This is a genomic window from Sphingomonas pokkalii (assembly GCF_003096275.1).
GTDB lineage: Bacteria > Pseudomonadota > Alphaproteobacteria > Sphingomonadales > Sphingomonadaceae > Sphingomonas > Sphingomonas pokkalii.
The window spans coordinates 1,935,515-1,953,203 of sequence record NZ_QENQ01000001.1 but is presented as its reverse complement, the minus strand read 5'-3'; the positions used below and the strand labels follow the sequence as shown (position 1 = coordinate 1,953,203).

General features: G+C 65.8%; 11 protein-coding genes. 8 read left to right on the top strand and 3 right to left on the bottom strand.

Annotation, left to right across the window (positions count from 1 at the left end):
* The first annotated feature begins 23 nt into the window (after positions 1 to 23).
* Positions 24 to 1,643 (top strand): trigger factor, encoded by a 1,620-nt coding sequence (gene tig, locus DD559_RS08735; RefSeq protein ID WP_116468829.1) that lies wholly within the window; start codon positions 24 to 26, stop codon positions 1,641 to 1,643.
* A gap of 87 nt (positions 1,644 to 1,730) precedes the next feature.
* Here the strand turns inward: tig and DD559_RS08730 are convergent, their stop codons facing one another.
* The 3 genes from DD559_RS08730 to DD559_RS08720 all read right to left on the bottom strand — a co-directional run bounded on the left by DD559_RS08730 (position 1,731) and on the right by DD559_RS08720 (position 5,359).
* Positions 1,731 to 3,218, bottom strand: coding sequence for a glycoside hydrolase (locus DD559_RS08730; protein ID WP_116468828.1), 1,488 nt, complete (start codon positions 3,216 to 3,218; stop codon positions 1,731 to 1,733).
* Positions 3,215 to 4,588, bottom strand: coding sequence for a glycoside hydrolase family 27 protein (locus DD559_RS08725; protein ID WP_116468827.1), 1,374 nt, complete (start codon positions 4,586 to 4,588; stop codon positions 3,215 to 3,217). Before DD559_RS08725 ends, DD559_RS08730 begins: the two co-directional genes overlap by 4 nt.
* Before the next feature lie 63 nt (positions 4,589 to 4,651).
* On the bottom strand, positions 4,652 to 5,359 hold the full coding sequence (locus DD559_RS08720; RefSeq protein ID WP_116468826.1) for a FadR/GntR family transcriptional regulator: 708 nt from the start codon (positions 5,357 to 5,359) through the stop codon (positions 4,652 to 4,654).
* A gap of 173 nt (positions 5,360 to 5,532) precedes the next feature.
* Between DD559_RS08720 and DD559_RS08715 the strand changes: the two genes are divergently transcribed.
* The 7 genes from DD559_RS08715 to DD559_RS08685 all read left to right on the top strand — a co-directional run bounded on the left by DD559_RS08715 (position 5,533) and on the right by DD559_RS08685 (position 17,687).
* Positions 5,533 to 8,325 (top strand): TonB-dependent receptor, encoded by a 2,793-nt coding sequence (locus DD559_RS08715; RefSeq protein WP_240610182.1) that lies wholly within the window; start codon positions 5,533 to 5,535, stop codon positions 8,323 to 8,325.
* 103 nt (positions 8,326 to 8,428) lie between these two features.
* On the top strand, positions 8,429 to 9,934 hold the full coding sequence (locus DD559_RS08710) for a tryptophan halogenase family protein (RefSeq protein WP_116468825.1): 1,506 nt from the start codon (positions 8,429 to 8,431) through the stop codon (positions 9,932 to 9,934).
* A gap of 82 nt (positions 9,935 to 10,016) precedes the next feature.
* The gene (locus DD559_RS08705) at positions 10,017 to 13,268 is read left to right on the top strand and encodes a glycoside hydrolase family 2 TIM barrel-domain containing protein (protein WP_116468824.1); all 3,252 of its coding nucleotides are present in this window, start codon (positions 10,017 to 10,019) and stop codon (positions 13,266 to 13,268) included.
* Positions 13,268 to 14,806 carry an alpha-N-arabinofuranosidase gene (locus DD559_RS08700; RefSeq protein ID WP_116468823.1) on the top strand — a complete coding sequence of 513 codons (1,539 nt, stop codon included), beginning with the start codon at positions 13,268 to 13,270 and terminating at the stop codon, positions 14,804 to 14,806. Before DD559_RS08705 ends, DD559_RS08700 begins: the two co-directional genes overlap by 1 nt.
* Positions 14,803 to 16,158 carry a family 43 glycosylhydrolase gene (locus tag DD559_RS08695; RefSeq protein WP_240610181.1) on the top strand — a complete coding sequence of 452 codons (1,356 nt, stop codon included), beginning with the start codon at positions 14,803 to 14,805 and terminating at the stop codon, positions 16,156 to 16,158. The genes DD559_RS08700 and DD559_RS08695 overlap by 4 nt, the downstream gene beginning before the upstream one ends.
* Before the next feature lie 109 nt (positions 16,159 to 16,267).
* Positions 16,268 to 16,723 (top strand): response regulator, encoded by a 456-nt coding sequence (locus tag DD559_RS08690; protein ID WP_240610180.1) that lies wholly within the window; start codon positions 16,268 to 16,270, stop codon positions 16,721 to 16,723.
* Positions 16,724 to 16,817: 94 nt separating this feature from the next.
* Positions 16,818 to 17,687: an SPFH domain-containing protein gene (locus DD559_RS08685; RefSeq protein ID WP_116468822.1), complete on the top strand. Its 870-nt coding sequence runs from the start codon at positions 16,818 to 16,820 to the stop codon at positions 17,685 to 17,687.
* The last annotated feature ends 2 nt before the right edge of the window (positions 17,688 to 17,689 follow it).

The following is a 17,689-nucleotide window of genomic DNA, read 5'->3' as shown; positions in this document are numbered from 1 at the left end:
CGATTCTTTTAGAAGGCGTGAGAATGCAGACTGTCGAGACGTTGAACGAGGGCCTGAAGCGCGCCTTCACGCTGAAGATCACCGCCCAGGACATCGATTCGAAGGTCGATGCCGAGGTCAAGCGGGTCGCGCCGCAGATTCGTATGCCCGGCTTCCGCCCTGGCAAGGTTCCGATCAATCTCGTCCGCAAGATGCACGGTGAGGCGCTGGCGCAGGACGCGCTGAACAGCTCGATCCAGGAAGGCATCCAGAAGCTGATCGCCGACCACAAGCTGCGTCCCGCGATGCAGCCCTCGGTCAGCCTCGAAGGCGATTATGCCCCCGGCGGCGACGCGGAAGTGAAGGTTGAGCTGGAAGTGCTCCCTGAGGTTCCGACTCCGTCGATCGAGGGCCTGAAGCTCGAGCGTTTGACCGTGCCGGTCAAGGACGAGGAAGTGCAGGAGCAGCTGAAGCAGCTCGCTGACCAGCAGAAGCGCTGGGACGACGCAGCCGAGGGCCATGCGGCGACCAAGGGTGACCAGGTCGTGATGGACTTCGTCGGCAAGGTCGAGGGCGTCGCCTTCGAAGGCGGCACCGGCGAGGGCATGGCCGTCGAGCTCGGCTCGGGCCGCCTGATTCCGGGCTTCGAGGAGCAGCTCGAGGGCGTGAAGGTCGGTGACGAGAAGCAGCTCAACGTCACTTTCCCGGAAGACTATGGCGCCAAGGATCTGGCCGGCAAGGCCGCGACCTTCGACGTCAAGGTTACCGCGGTGCAGACCGCCGGCGAGACCGTGATCGACGACGCCATGGCGAAGGCGTTCGGTCTTCAGGATCTGGAGCAGCTGACTGGCCTGCTGAAGGGCCAGATCGAGCAGCAGCTCAACGGCCTCACGCGCACCCACATGAAGCGCAAGCTGCTCGACCAGCTCGCCGCCGGCCACGACTTCCCGGTCCCGCCGTCGATGGTGGAAGCCGAGTTCGACCAGATCTGGCACCAGCTCGTCCACGAGACCGAGCATGAGGAAGATCCGGCTGCGGCACTCGCGGAGCTCGAGAACGAGCGCGACGAGTATCGTGCGATCGCCGAGCGCCGCGTGCGCCTGGGCCTGCTGCTCAGCGAGATCGGCACCGCCAACGGCGTCGAAGTCACCGCGCAGGAAATGAACCGCCTGATCGCGCAGGCCGCGCAGCAATATGGCCCGCAGGATCGCCAGCGCTTCATCCAGTATGTCCAGCAGGAGCCGATGGCGGCTGCCCAGCTGCGCGCGCCGCTGTTCGAGGACAAGGTCGTCGACTTCCTGTTCGACAAGGCCGAGATCACCGACCGCGAAGTGACCAAGGAAGAGCTGGAAGCCGCGATCGAGAGCGAAGACGGCTTCTCGTCGGGCACGCACGTCCATGATCACGACAACCACAAGCCGAAGAAGAAGGCTGCCAAGAAGGCCGAAGCTTCGGACGAGGCCGGCGAAGACGCCAAGCCCGCCAAGAAGCCGGCTGCCAAGAAGACGAAGGCAGAAGACGCCGCTCCGGCCGCCGAGGGCGATGCCGAGCCGGTGAAGAAGGCTCCGGCCAAGAAGGCTGCCAAGGCGGCCGAAGGCGAGGGCGAGGAAGCCGCGCCGAAGCCGAAGAAGGCAGCGGCCAAGAAAAAGGCCGACGCCGAGTGATCTGAAGGGGCCGGAACGAAAGTTCCGGCCCTTTTGCTATCTGTTTCCTTCCTGTAATCGGGAAGGGTAGGCGGAAATCTCTCGGGATCAGCGCAGCGCCACGATCAGGGTGGTGATCGCCTGTGGCTCTGCCAGGGCTTGCGCCGAAACGTCCGCCGCATCGCGCGTCGCATCGGTGACGATCCGCGCCACCACCTTCGCCGCCGGAACGCCGATGGTCAGGCGTCGGGGCACCACCCCGCCATTGACGTGGACCAGCACCAGCCTCTGGCCGTCCGGCGACACCGCGCCGACCGTGTCTTCATCGTCCACCGGGACCAGCCGATAGCCCGGCCGGATGTAGCGGCTGAACTGCGCCATCGCCCAATATTTGCGCGTGACGTGGATCGGATGCTCGGGGGCGCTCGCCGGCGTGTACGCCATCTTGACGATGCCCCAGTTGCTGCCGCCCGCGGTGCCGTCGCCCTTGTCGCTGCTCTGCCGCTCCACCGCCTGCCAGAACACCCAGGCGACGGGTTCCAGCCGCTTGAGATCGTGGACGACATGCTCGGCAAAGGCGAGTGGGCTCGCCATGCCGTCGAAGCTTTCCGGATCCTTGTCGAGCGGGGTGTCGTTCTCGCTCATCCACAGCCGGATGCCGTGCGTCCGGGCGATGTCGCGCACCGCGGTCTGATGGACCGTGCCGTAGCTATGGACGTTGAGCTGGCCGATCCGAGCGCGCGTCGCCGCGGGATAGCCCTGCCAGTCGCGCACGAAGAGGTGCGAATTGGTCTCATCTGGCGCGGCGATCACCGTCTTCAGGCCGTGGGCCTTGAGTGCGCGGTCGGCTGCATCGATCATCATCGCCTGGCGGGCGGGGCTCCAATGCGCGCCTTCCTGGGTATTGGCGGCAAACCAGTAATCGGTGTTGGGCTCATTGACCGGTGAGAGCGTGCGGAAGGTGATGCCGTGCGCCTTCTGCAGCCTGTCCACCACGATCGCGAGATATTCGGCGAAGCGCGCTTCCTGGCCGGGAAGGAGATTGTCCTCTGTGCCCTTCTCGGCGCCCGAGACGCGGCCGCTGACCGTCATGAACCAGGGCGGCGAATTGGAGAAGGCTTCGAAGATCGGCGTCTTCACCCGTTTGCGGATCGCGTCGAGCCACCAGCGCTGGTTGGCGTCGGCCGACCAGTCCCACATCGCCGGATCGGCCGGGTTCCACCAGTCGGTGCCGGTGGCGCCTGCTGGGCGGCGCCAGAATCCCGGCACATCGGCGCCAGGGCGCAGATAGGGTTTGGTCTCGGGCGCGTCGCCGCCGCCGATATTGTAGCGCGCGATCGTCCAGCCGAGCCCCTGCGGCCCGTAGAACAGGTCGGCGAGCTTCTCGCGCACCGGATCGGGATAGCCGCCAGTGACGTGGGCGAACCAGGCGAGCGCGGTGCCCCAGCCCTCGAAGGGCTGTCCGGGGCGCTGCAGATCGGGGCGCAGCGTCAGCGACACGGCCGGCTCGGCGACGGGTGACGGCGGCGCGCTGGTCTGGGCGAGTGCGGCGGGGGAGGCTGTCAGCAGCAGCGAGAGCGCCAGCGCGCGGATCATGCCGCCGTCACCCGGTAGAGGCCGGCGCCGTGCGGCGGCAGCGTACGGGCGAGCCGGATCGGGCTTACGCCCTCGTCCTTGCCCGCCCACAGGTCGCGCACCTGTACCTTGCCGGACAAGCCCAGCAGCCGCAGGTCGAACGCGGCCTCGCCCGGTTTGTCGCCGGTGTTGAACAGCGCGACATAATGGCCGCCCTTGGCCGCGCGTGCCGTCCAGACGCGGCGATCATCGGCGACGAACCACGGCCGGTTCTCGCTGCTCGCCTGGTTGACGGCAAGGACTTCGCGGTTGGTGAGCAGGGCGCGGGTTGGGGCATCGAGGTGGCGAAGGTCGCCGCCCATGATCAGCGGCGAGCGGGCGATCGACCAGAGCGTCATCAGCGTACGCTGCTCGTCCGGCGTGAACTTGGTGTCGCGCTGGCCGAGCGCGAGGCGGCCGAGCGGGAGCATGTCGGCATCGGGCCAGGCGCCGGGACGGGCGTATGGGCTCCAGTTCTCCAGCCGGGTGAACTGGGCCTCCAGCATCTTCCAGTCGTCCCAGAAATCGTCCGAGATGCGCCACATCTGGGCGTGCTGCGCGACATGGGCGGCGCGCGGCACCGGCGTCTCGCCGGGGGAGAGGCTGAGCAGGATCGGCCGGCCGGTCGCGCGAATCGCCTTGGCCGCCGCCTCGATCTCCGGCGCGTGCGCGTCATAGGGGCGGCTCATGTCGTCCATCTTGACGAAGTCGACGCCCCAGGAGGCGAGCAGCGCGAAGACGCTGTCATAATAGGCCTGCGCGCCGGGCTTGCGCATGTCGACGCCGTACATGTCCGGGTTCCACGGGCAGGTGCTTGTGGTGTCGGCGATGTCGGCGGCGCGAATGCCGTTGGCGCCCAGGATGGGGAGGTTTCGCTCGACGGCCAGCCGGGGAATGCCCCGCATCAGGTGGACGCCGAAGCGCATCCCGAGTGCATGGACCTTCGCCGCGATCGGGCCGAAGCCCTTGCCGTTCGTCGCCGAAGGGAAGCGGTTGGGTGCGGGGAGCAGCCGCCCATGCCCGTCCATCGTGGGAACGGGCTTGGCGTTATAGGTGTAGCTGTTCGCTTCCGGCTCGTACCATTGGATGTCGATCGTGAAGATGTCGTAGCCGAATGGCAGCAGTTCGCGCGCCTGGATCGCGGCGGTCTCCAGTGCCTGCGGTTCGGTGATGGTGGTGGCGAAGCTGTTCCAGCTGTTCCAGCCCATCGGCGGCGTGGGTGCAAGCATGGCGGGTCTGGTCGCCGCTGTCGCCCCCGTCGGCCCTGCGGCGGCGAGGCCGCCGAGCACGGCTGCGCCCTGCAATAGCCCGCGTCGATCGATCCCGCGTCCGGGTGGGTTTGCGCCTGGCATCTGCTTCCTCCTGTTGTTTTTGTCTGACTATAAGCCGGGAAGAATGGCGTCAACGGCGGGCGATCAGGCCAGGAGGGACGATTCCGTGTCCTCCTGGGCCTGTAGAATCAGCGTGATCGTGGCGGCGCGCGCGGCGGCCGGATCGCCATCGGTGATCGCCGCGAACAAGTCCCGATGCAGCGGAATCGAATCGCGCAGTTGCTTGGCCTTGCGATGCTTGAACAAGGTGGTGGAGCGTACGGCCGCGCCAATGCTCCCGGAAAGGCTGATCAGCAGATCGTTGCCGGTCGCCTCCAGGATCAGGTTGTGGAATTGTTGATCCGCCGCCTGCCCCTCGGGACTGGACAGGCCCTTTTCCTCCATCACCTCCAATGCATGTCCCAGCCGCGCGATATGGCGAGTGGTGCGCGAACGGGCGGCCAGTTCCGCTGCCGCCGGCTCGACGATGATACGCAGCTGAAACAGGCTGTCGACGAATCCCAGCGGAGGCTCGCCCTCGAACATCCAGGCCAGCAGATCGGGATCGAGCATGTTCCAATCGGCGCGCGCACGCACACGGGTGCCCGTTTTCGGACGGCTATCGATCAGCCCTTTTGCCGCCAGCATCCGCAGCGCCTCCCGCACCACGCTGCGTGAGACGTTGCGCGATTCGGCGAGGTCGAGCTCGCCCGGAAGGATGGCGCCTGGTGGATATCGGCCCGATACGATCGCCACGCCCAGTTCGCGCGCGATCGATCGGTGTGCGGGATTGCGCTTTTGCTGTTCGACCAATGTCTTGCCCCTGTGCTCCGGGCGATCTTGAGGCGAGTTGGGTTGTTGCGCCACCCGAAATCGAACGATGCGATTTCACTTGTCTTACAAATATGACGAGATATGTTGTCGGACAACTGGCTGCCACCGCACGCAGATGCGGCATTTCGGGCCAGGGGAAAGGGGAGGTTTGCATGCGGGTGAATCATCGTGTTTCGTTGCTTGGAGTTTCGGCGCTCGCCCTTGCCGTGGTGGGCGCGTTGCCCGCGGCTGCCCAACAGGGAGGCAATCAGGCGCAAGATAATGGGCCGGACGAGATCATCGTCACCGGCGTGCGCGAAAGCCTTCGCTCCGCCCAGGCGCTGAAGCGCAACGCGGACCAGATCGTCGATTCGGTGCAGGCACAGGATATCGGCAAGCTGCCGGACGCGAACACCACCGAGGCGCTGCAGCGCATTACCGGCGTGCAGATCCAGCGCCGCTACGGCGAAGGCGCCACCGATTTCGACCACCGCACCCAGCCGGCGATCACCGTGCGCGGCCTGACCCAGGTCCAGAATTTCCTCGATGGCCGCGCGGTCTATTCCGCCTCGGGCGGGCGCGCGTTCGACCTTGAAGGCGTGCCGCCGGAACTGCTGTCGGGCATCGACGTGTACAAGAACGCGCCCGCCAACATCATCGAAGGCGGCGTGGGCGGCGCGGTGAACCTGCGCACCCGCAAGCCGTTCGATTCCGCCGGCCAGGTGATCAGCGCCACGGTCCGCGGCAATTACTACGACCGCGTCGACAAGCCGGGCTATGCGGTGTCGGGCCTGTACAGCAATCGCTTTCAGGCGGGCGAGGGCGAGATCGGCGTGCTGATCAACGCGGTCTATTCCAAGAGCCAGTATCGCCAGGACGGCCTGCTGATCGGGCCGTTCGACACGGTCGCGCCGGGCTCGATCGCGGGCGCGCCGGCGAACGCCCAGATCCCCTACGGCCCCGAAATCTACGACGATAGCGGCGATCGCAAGCGCCTGGGCGTGGCCGGCGCCATCCAGTGGAAGCCGAGCGATGCGCTGCTCATCACGGCGCAGGGGCAGATGACCAAATACTGGTTCAACCGGACCGGCGCCTATTATTACGATTACAGCAACCGTTCGAACGTCCGGAACGCCGCCGGCGTCGTGACCAGCTACGGTACCGCGCCGGCGCCGGGCGCGACCTTCACCTTCAACAAGGAGGGGTATGCGACCAGCGGCACCCTGGCGCCGATCGCATTCGAGACCGGCCGCTATGACCAGCAGCTGTGGAGCGCGAGCAAGAACTTCACGCTGAATGCAGCCTGGAAGCCGACCGACCGGCTCAAGGCGAACTTCGACGCGCAGTATCTTCATTCCTATTACAATGCGGACCGCAACGGCCATGTGCTGTCGTTGTACAGCGAGTCCGGCCAGACCTCGCTGACCACGCCGCACCCGCTCAGCGTCGACTTCGACCTGCGCGGCAAATATCCGCGCTGGGACGTGAAGCAGCAGGGCGTACTCAACAATCCGGCGAACTACACTACCCCCTATGTCGCGGATTCGCTGCAGCGGAACGACGCGGACACCTTCGCGCTCGCGTCCGACATCGAATATGACGTCGAGGGCGGATTCCTGAAGAAGCTGCGCGCGGGCGTCCGCTATGCCGACAACAGCATCGACCTGCGGGGCACCTGGCACAGTGTGTGCGTCACCTCGCTCGGCGCGGATCCCAATTGCGGTGCGCCGTCGGGTACCCCGCTGGTCCCGCTGACCAAGAATCCGCAGCTTGCGATGCCGGGCCCGTCGAAGAACTGGTTCGACGGCAACACCGTGAAGGGCGGGCTGCTCTACCCGGCGTTCCCGGGCGGTGACGGCGTATGGGCGCAGACCAAGGCCCTGTATGCGCTGCTCGGCGCGACGACGCAGGACAGTTTCAAGCCCGGCGACCTCAATCGCCAGACCGAGAAGACCTATACAGGCTGGGCGATCGCCGACTATGGCTTCGATGTGGGCGGGGTAAGCTTTGACGGCGGCATCGGCGTGCGCGTGGTGAAGACCAAGACGACTTCGGTGGGCACCCAGTTCAACAATGACGGCACCTCCGCGCCGATCAGTGTGGGCAAGGAATATACCAAGGCGCTGCCGAGCTTTAACCTTCGGGCGAAGCTGACCGACACGTTCCAGATGCGCTTCGCCTATTCGAAGGGCCTGGCGCGGCCGAATTTCGACCAGCTCTCCACCAATCTGACGCTGAACAATCCGAACCAGATCAACCCGGTCACCGGCCATCCGAGCGCCGGCTCGGGCAACCCGCGGCTCAACCCGATCCGTTCGGACAATTTCGACGTGACCGCCGAATGGTACTTCGCCCCCAGCGGATCGCTGACCGGCGGCCTGTTCTACAAGAAGGTCAACGGCTTCCTGGCCGGCGGCATCGTCACCGGCGTGTTCAACGGCGTCACCTACGACATCAGCACGCAGGTGAACTCGGGCAACGGCACGGTGAAGGGCGCGGAGATCGGCTACAACCAGTTCTTCGATTTCCTGCCCGGGCCGCTCAGCGGGCTCGGCCTCCAGGCCAACTATACCTATGTCGATTCGAGCGTGAGCAATCCGTTCGCCGTGGCGGGTACGAACACGCCGCAGCAGCTGCCGCTCGAGAAGTTGTCGAAGCACAGCTACAACCTTGTCGGCCTCTACGAGAAGGGCCCGGTCACCGCGCGCGTGGCGTGGAGCTGGCGGTCCAGCTATCTCGACCAGACCCAGGGAAGCGGCGCCAATGGCATCCCGCAATATGCCAAGCCCTATGCCTCGCTCGACGCTTCGATCAGCGTGAACCTGACCAAGCAGATCGCGGTCTCGGCGGATGTGGTGAACCTCAACAACCGGCTGAACATGATCTACATCGGTACGCCGGCCGCACCGTTGCGGTACGAACTCAACGACCGGCGCTTCGGCCTGTCGCTGCGAGCGACCTATTGACCATGATGGCCGGGGCGGGTGACTGCCCTGGCCGCCTTTTCCCGGAGGGAAGGCGCAAGGTGACGGCGTTCCACATCGACATCGTTCCCAAACGGCGCGCGGCATGAGCGCGCCGCTTTCGCATATCGCCATCATCGGCGGTGGCACGGCGGGGTGGATGGCGGCTGCGGCATTGGCCCGCGTGCTGGATACCAAGGCCATCGCCATCACGTTGGTGGAATCGGAGGCGATCGGTACCGTCGGCGTCGGGGAGGCGACGATCCCGCCGATCCAGGCGTTCAATGCGCTGCTCGGCATCGACGAGGCCGAGTTTCTCCGCGCGACCAAGGGCACCTACAAGCTCGGCATCGAGTTCGTCGATTGGCGGGCGCACGGTACGCGCTACTTCCACCCCTTCGGCACGCACGGCGTCGATTTCGGTGCAATCCCCTTCGAGGCGCTGTGGCAGCGTGCCCGCATGGCGGGCGCAGCAGCGCCGCTGGAAGCCTATTCGATCTGTGCCGAAGCGGCCCGGCTCGGGCGCTTCCAGCGTCCTGCCACTACCGGCAACAACCCGCTCGCGCATATCGGCTATGCCTATCATTTCGATGCGGCGCTCTATGCCGGATTCCTGCGCGCGCGGGCGGAGCAATGGGGCGTGCGTCGGCAGGAAGGACGCGTCACTTCCGTCGAGCGGGCGTCGGACGGGGCGATCGCCGGCGTCGTGCTGGAAGACGGTGCGCGGATCGCCGCCGATTTCTATATCGACTGTTCCGGTTTCCGCGCGCTTCTCCTCGGCGAAGCGCTGGGCATTCCGTTCGAGGATTGGGGGCGGTGGCTCCCCAACGACCGTGCCGTCGCGGTGCCCTGCGCGCTCGGTCTGGAGGGGCGTACGCCGTTCACGCGTTCCACCGCGCGCGGAGCGGGGTGGCAGTGGCGCATTCCGCTACAGCACCGTGTCGGCAACGGCCTTGTCTATGCCAGCGCTCAGTGCTCGGACGAGGATGCGCAGGCGCTCTTGCTGAGCACCCTTGAGGGCGAGCCGCTTGCAGAACCGCGCGTGCTGCGATTCCGCGCCGGTCGCCGGGCGCGCTTCTGGGAGCGTAACTGCGTTGCACTCGGGCTTTCCAGCGGCTTTCTCGAACCGCTGGAGTCGACCAGTATCCATCTCGTCCAGGCTGGCATCGCGCGGCTGCTGGAGATGCTGCCGGTAGGGGGTGGCACACCGGCGGATATCCGCCGCTACAACCGGTTGATGGCGACCGAGTTCGAGACGATCCGCGATTTCCTGATCCTCCATTTCCACGCCACGGCACGCGACGACACCGACTATTGGCGCCAGCTGCGCACCATGGAATTGCCGGATACGTTGGCGGATCGCCTGGCCATCTATCGTGCCAGCGGCCGGCTCTACCGCGAGGCGGACGAGCTCTTCTCCAAGACCAGCTGGCTGGCGGTGCTGCATGGCCAGGGCGTGGATCCGATCGGCTATGATCCGATCGCCGATGGAATGGCGCGCGACGAAGCCCGCACGCGATTGGCGCGGATTGCCGAGGTCACGGCGCTGGCGGCGTCGCGCATCCCTGCCCATGATGCGTTCCTGCGGGAAAGTGGGGCGATGGTGGAATAAAATTACACCAAAATTACTCCGAGAAATTTGACCGAAACAATCAGCCTTTGCAGTATGCCCTCATGGGGCGGGAGGAATCAGCGTGAACAAGTACGGGTTGCTGGCGGCGGTGGGCAGTGTTGCGCTCGCCTCCGGCATGGGGATGGCGCAGGATGGGCCGAAGATCGGCGACGCGCCGCAGGTCCAGCCGGTGCAGGTCGATCCGCGCCGCCCCGACTGGGAGAACCCGGCGGTGTTCGCGCGCGGCAAGATGCCGGCCAGCGCCACGCACTTCCCGTACGAGAGCCGCGCCGCCGCACTGGCGGGCGATCCCGCCAAGTCGGGCCGCTATCTGTTGCTGGACGGCCAATGGTCGTTCCACTTCTCGCCCTCGTCGGACGCGGTGCCGAACGGCTTCGAGAAGCCCGACTATGACGTCGCCAAGTGGAAGCGCATCAAAGTGCCCGCCGACTGGCAGACCGAGGGCTATGACCAGGCGCGCTACAACAACATCACCTATCCGTTCCCGGCCAACCGCCCGCTTATCCCCCATGCGACCAACCCGGTCGGCTCCTATCGCCGCGACGTGCAGCTGCCGGCGACCTGGTCCGGGCAGGACGTGATCCTGCACATCGGCGCGGCGGGTTCGGCCTATCGCGTATGGGTCAATGGCGTTGAGGCAGGCTATTCGGAGGATTCGAAGCTCCCGTCCGAGTTCGACGTGACCAAGCTGGTCCATGCGGGCCGCAACACCATCGCGATCCAGATCCATCGCTGGTCGGATGGCAGCTATCTGGAGGACCAGGACTTCTGGCGCGTCTCCGGCATCGAGCGCTCGGTCTATCTGGCGGCTACGCCCAAGGCACGCGTTGCGGACCTGTTCGTCCATGCCGGGCTCGATGCCGCGTACAAGGACGGCAAGCTCTCGACCGAACTGACGCTCACCGATCGCAGCGCGCCGCTGACCGCGCGGATGACGCTGCTCAATGGCGACACGCAGGTGCTGGTGCGGGAGACGCAGCTTCCCGCCGGCGCGGCGCAGAAGGTGACGCTTGCCGCCGACGTGCCGGGCGTGCGCCCCTGGACCGCCGAAACGCCCAATCTCTACACCTTGCTCGTCGAGCTGGTCGATGCCGAGGGCAAGGTGGTGCAGGCGACGCCGCAGCGGATCGGTTTCCGCACGGTGGAGATCAAGAACGGCCTGGTCAGCGTCAACGGCAAGCCGATCACGATCCGCGGCGTCAACCGCCACGAGCATGATCCGGAGACGTTCCACGTCGTCAGCCGCGCGTCGATGGAACACGACATCCAGCTGATGAAGCGGGCGAACATCAACGCGATCCGCACCTCGCACTATCCGAACGATCCCTATCTCTACGAACTGGCGGATCGCTATGGCCTCTACGTGATGGACGAAGCGAATATCGAGAGCCACGCGTATATGGATTACGCCAACCGGCATGGCGAGCTGCGGTCGCAGTTCCAGGTCGGCTTCGATCCGGCGTGGAAGGACGCCCATGTGTCCCGCGTCGTCAACATGGTCCAGCGTGACAAGAATCACCCCTCGGTGATCTTCTGGTCGCTGGGGAACGAGGCAGGCATCGGCCCGAACTTCGAGGCCGCGGCCGCGGCGGCCAAGGCGGTCGATCCGGGCCGGCTGGTCTCCTATCTCGGCTGGGGGACCTGGGACGGGATCCAGGACCACCGCCCGAATTACTACGCCGATATCTATGCGCCGATGTACGATCCGGCGGTGAAGCTCGAGGATTACGCCACCAACTGGAACTTCAAGCAGCCGGTGATTCAGTGCGAATATGCCCATATGATGGGCAATTCAGGCGGCAATCTGAAGGAATATTGGGACACGATCTACGCCCACCCGAACAAGCTGCAGGGCGGCTTTGCCTGGGACTGGGTCGACCAGTCGATGTATCGCTATGCCAAGGATGGCCGTCGCTACTGGGGCGATGGGGGCGAATACGGCCCGAACCCGGGTGGTGACATCGAGTTCGGCGACGGGCTGCTGCAGTCCGATCGCACGCCGAACCCGCAATTGTATGAATTGCGCAAGGTGTATGCGCCGATCCAGTTTGACGGCTTCGACGCGGCCAGCGGCCGGGTGACGGTACGTAACCGCCACGATTTCCGTGACCTGTCCGGCTTCACCTTCGAATGGGAAGTGCAGGAAAACGGCGTTGCGGTGGCCAATGGCGCACTGGCAACCCCGGACGTGGCGGCGCATGGCGCGGGCACGATGACGCTGCCGCTGGCGGGGCTCGTCCGCAAGCCGGGTGCCGAGTATTTCGTCACCATCCGCGCGCGGGCCAAGGCGGATGCGGTGCCGTTGGTGCCGGCCGGTGCGGTCACCGGTTGGGAGCAGTTCGCGCTCGATCCCGCCTATCGCACGGCAGAAGCACAGGCGCCCAAGGGCCGCGTGACGACGCAGGACGGGCAGGGGGCGATCACCCTCTCCGCCGGCGGCGCGACGCTGGTCGTGAACCGCGCAACCGGCCTGGTCGATCGCTACGCCGCCAAGGGCAAGACGCTGCTCAGCGGCGGCGCCCCGCATTTCTGGCGCGCGGTGACCGATAACGACATCGGCATCGGCACCGACAAGCAGCTCGCCGCCTGGAAGGGGATGAGCGAAACCCGCACCGTCTCCGCGGTGCAGGTGCAGGATCTGGGCGATGCGGGCGCGGAGGTGCGGGTCGCCTATACGATGGGCGGCGGGGCGGTGCGCTTCACCAGCGTCTATCGCATGGCCGCCGATGGTTCGCTGGCGGTCGATGGCCGGTTCGAGCCCGTGTCGGGCCAGCTGCCGCCGCCGTTCCGCATCGGCATGGCCTTCACCACGCCGGGCAGCCTCAAGACGGTCGAATGGTATGGTCGGGGCCCGCACGAAAGCTATGTCGATCGCAAGACCTCGGCACCGATCGGGTTGTGGCGCGGGGCGATCGCCGAGCAGAACCATGATTACATCCGTCCGCAGGAGACCGGCAACAAGGTCGATGTCCGCTGGATGGAGCTGATCGGCGGCGGCGCGGGCCTGCGGGTGCAGAGCGACTCCCCGTTGATGATGAACGCGCTCGCCTTCCCCTATGCCGATCTCGACCGGCACGAACCCGGCACCTGGAAGAGCACCGATGTGGTGCCCAAGGCCCAGGGCACATTGCTGATCGATGCCGCGCAATGGGGCGTCGGCGGCGACACCCAGTGGAGCGAATTCGGTAAGCCGCTCACCAAATATCGAACCCAATTGGTGCCCACCAGCATCCGTTTCCGCCTCACTCCCTTCCAGGGCGAAGGCACCACCCCAGCCAAGGCGCGCCCGGCGCGCGCGACGGAGAAAGAATGATGCGAACCTGGATCAGTGCGATTGCGCTCCTTGCGGCGATGCCCGCCATGGCACAGACCGGCGGCGACGCCGTGACGGTGCACGGCGACAAGCCCGGCGCGAAATATGACCGCCGCCTGTTCGGCCAGTTCGCCGAACATCTCGGCACCGGCATCTATGGCGGCCTTTATGTCGGCACCGACAGCAAGATCCCGAACATAAAGGGCTTTCGCCGCGACGTGATCGATGCGCTGAAGGCGATCAAGGTGCCCGTGATCCGCTGGCCTGGTGGTTGCTTTGCCGATGAATATCATTGGCGGGAAGGCATCGGACCCAAGGCGAAGCGCCCGGTCAAGGTCAACACCAACTGGGGTGGCGTGACCGAGGACAATGCCGTCGGCACCAACGAATTCATGGACTTCACCGAAGTGGTCGGTGCCGAGCCCTATGTCTCGGGCAATGTCGGCACGGCCGCGCCGAGCGAGATGGCCGAGTGGATCGAATATATGACCTCGCCGACCAAATCGACGATCGCCAACCAGCGCCGCGCCAACGGCCGCGACAAGCCGTGGAACCTGCCGATGTTCGGCATCGGCAACGAGCTGTGGGGCTGCGGCGGCGACATGCTGCCGGAATATGCCGCCGACGTGACGCGCCGCTATGCCACCTTCCTGAAGGTGCCGGCCGGCCAGAAGCTGATGAAGATCGCCAGCGGCGCGAACTCGGCCGATTATAATTGGACCGACGTGATGATGCGCAAGGCCGGCGACAAGATCGACGGCATCGGCGTGCATTATTACACCGTGCCCGGGCCGTGGGAAAAGAAGGGCGCCGCCACCGGCTTTGACGAGGAAAGCTGGGCGCGCACGCTCTCCAAGACGCTGAAGATGGAAGAGCTGCTCACCGAGCATGGCAAGATCATGGACAAATATGATCCGGCCAAGCGCGTCTCGCTGCTCGTCGACGAATGGGGCACCTGGTATGATGTCGAGCCGGGCACCAATCCGGGCTTCCTCTACCAGCAGAACAGCCTGCGCGACGCGATGGTCGCGGCGCTGAACTTCAACATCTTCGCGCGCCATGCCGATCGCGTGCGCGGCGCCAACATCGCGCAGATGGTCAACGTGCTACAGGCGATGCTGCTGACCGACGGCGCCAAGATGGTGAAGACGCCGACCTATTGGGCGTTCGACCTGTACAAGGACTATCAGGACGCCACCGTCCTGCCGGTCGACGTGCAGTCGCGCTGGTACAACAAGGACCAGTGGACGATGCGCGCGGTGAGCGCCAGCGCGGTGCGGGGCACCGACGGTGTCGTGCATGTCGGCCTCGTCAATGTCGATCCGAATCAAGCGGCGAGCGTGACGGTGAAGCTGGACGGCGTCAGCGGGACCCAGGTGACCGGCAAGCTCCTTACCGGCGACAAGATGGACGCGCATAACGACTTCGCCGCGCCCGATGCGATCAAGCCGGTGGCGTTTACCGGTGCGACGCTGGCGGCAGGTACCTTGACGGTGCAGGTGCCCGCCAAAGCGATCGTGATGCTCGACATCAAGTGAGCAAGGCGGTTCTTCTGATGGCGGCGGCGGGCTTGCTCGCCGCCGCCGACGCGCCCGCGCCCCGCTGGGATACCCCGGGGGACAGCAATCCGCTGCTCCCCGGCTATTTCGCCGATCCGTCGATCGTCCATGACGGCGGCAAATGGTATATCTACGCCACGATCGACCCCTGGGGCGACGATCGGCTGGGCATGTGGACCTCTACCAACGGCCGCGACTGGACCTTCTCTACCCCGGCCTGGCCGACCAAGGCCGCGGCGACCAGCCCGACCTCCGGGGACTCGAAGGTTTGGGCCCCCTCGGTGGTGAAGGCCAAGAACGGACGCTGGTACATGTATGTCTCGGTGGGCTCCGAGGTGTGGGTGGGCAGCGCGCCGTCGCCGGCCGGGCCCTGGGCCGATGCGAACGGCGGCAAGCCGCTGATCGCCAAGAATTTCGCGCCTGCCTATCACATGATCGATGCCGAAGCGTTCATCGACGACGACGGTACCGCCTATCTCTATTGGGGGTCGGGGCTCAACTGGGTCAACGGCCATTGCTTCGTCGTAAAGCTCAAGCCCGACATGGTCACCTTCGACGGCGAGCCGAAGGATGTGACACCGGCCAATTACTTCGAAGGCCCGTTCCTGGTGAAGGCAGGCAAGCACTATGTGCTGACCTACAGCGACGGCAAGACGACCGAGGACACCTATAAGGTCCGCTACGCCATCGGCGACACGCCGTTCGGCCCGTTCCGCGAAGGGCCGGACAGCCCGATCCTGTCGACCGACAAGAACAGGGACGTGATCAGCCCCGGCCACCATGCGATCTTCCGGGCGGGTGGCCAGCCCTATATCCTCTATCACCGCCAGTCGCTGCCCTGGCCGCGGCCGGGTGACGATGCCACGTTGCGCCAGGTCGCGGTCGATCCGCTGACGATCCGCACCGATGGCAGCATCGCGCGCGTTACGCCCAGCCATGGCAGCGCCGTTGCCGGCTTCGCGCCGCGCCGAACCCGCGGGATGACACTTCGGCTGCGTGGGGCGGCCGCCGGCCCGGCCTATGCCGCCGAACGTGCCGCCGACGATAATTATGCGACGCAGTGGCGGCCGGCTCCCGGCGCGCTGCCGCTGCTCACCGCCGATCTTGGTCGCGTGCGCGCCGTGCGCGAAAGCCGGCTGCGGATGGAATATGCGCAGCGCCTGTATGACGTCGCGATCGAAGGCTCCACGGACGGCCGCACCTGGCGGCGGCTGGCGAGTCGGGCGGCTGTAAAGGGATCGCCGATCATCCTCTTCCATTCCGCCCAGGTGCGGTTCCTGCGGCTCCGGGTGCCCCAGGGCGCGGGGCTGTGGGAGTGGGACGTCTTCTGATCGAAAGGGCTGCAGGGAGGGCTCCGGCCGTTTCTGCGGCGCTTCGGTATCTGCGGGATACCATGGGAATGCTGGCGTCATCGAATCGGAGGAAGGCCGCGGCACGATCGTGCGCCTCTATCTTGCCCGCAAGCTGCAGGACGTTCCGCTCGAGATAGAAGAGCGGCGCCCCTCCGCCCGGATGGGCAGCGCCGACGAAACCATCCTGGTGGTCGAGGATGACGAGGATGTGCGCGCCTATACGGTCGGCATCCTGCGCGAGCTGGGCTATCGCGTGGTCGAGGCGCAGGATGGCGACGGCGCCCTGCGGTTGCTCGGCGGGCCTGACATCCGCGCGACGTTGCTGCTGACCGACGTGGTGATGCCGCGCATGTCCGGTCCCGAACGGGCGGCCCGCGCGCAGGCGTTGCACCCGGAGCCGCGGGTGCTCTTCACCTCGGGGTACACGCGCGATGCGATCATGCGCGACGACCGGCTGGACCCGAATGTCGATCTCCTCTCGAAGCCCTTCACCTATGCCACGCTGGCAGCGAAAGTACGCGAATTGCTTGACCGCGCGGCCTGAGGTTGTTTCGCCGCCGGTTCGCTCTTCCTGCCAGCCCCTTTCTTGTTTCGCGCCGCGCGCTTGGCGTATAGCGTTGGTAGTTGGGGGGCAGGTGATGGGCTTATTCGGGTTTCTGTCGAAGCAGTTCGTCGACGTGATCGATTGGGTCGACGAGCCCGGCACGCTTGCGGTGCGGCACCCGATGCAGGGTCGCGCTATCCAGAGTGGCGCGCAGTTGACGGTGCGCGATGGCCAGGTCGTGCTGTTCCATCGCGAAGGTCAGCTCGCCGATGCCTTTCATCCGGGACTTCATACGCTGGAAACCGGCAATCTGCCGCTTCTCACGGCGCTGCTCAACTGGGACAAGGGCTTCGCATCGCCATTCACGGCGGATGTCACCTTCTTCAGCCAGAAGGAACAGACGGGCAGGAAGTGGGGGACGACGCAGCCGATCACGGTGCGCGATCCCGAATTCGGCGCGCTGCGGGTGCGCGCCTTTGGTAGCTACAGCTTCCGCATCGAACAGGTAGCCGCCTTCGCGGTGAAGCTGATGGGGTCGCTCGAGCGCGTAACGGTGGCGGACATCGAGCCGCAGCTGCGTGCTGCGATCGCCGCTGCGCTCGCATCGGCATTGGGGACCGGCGAGATCGCGTTCATCGATCTCGCCGCCAACCAGACGGCGCTGTCGGAACGGCTCAAGGCCGCTGTCGATCCGGCTTTCGCGCAATGGGGGCTGGCCTGTACCAGCTTCTATATCGAGAGCCTGTCGCTGCCCGAAGAAGTGCAGGCCATGCTCGACAAGGCCAGCGCGATGCGGGTGGCGGGCGATGTCGACACCTTTGCGCGCTTCCAGGCGGCTGCCGCGCCCTCCGGGGAGGACGCCACCGTGCAGATCGAGAAGCTGCATCGTTTGGTGACGATCGGCGCGATCACCCAGCAGGAATTCGACGCCAAGAAGTCCGAGCTACTCGGCCGTATCCGCTGATC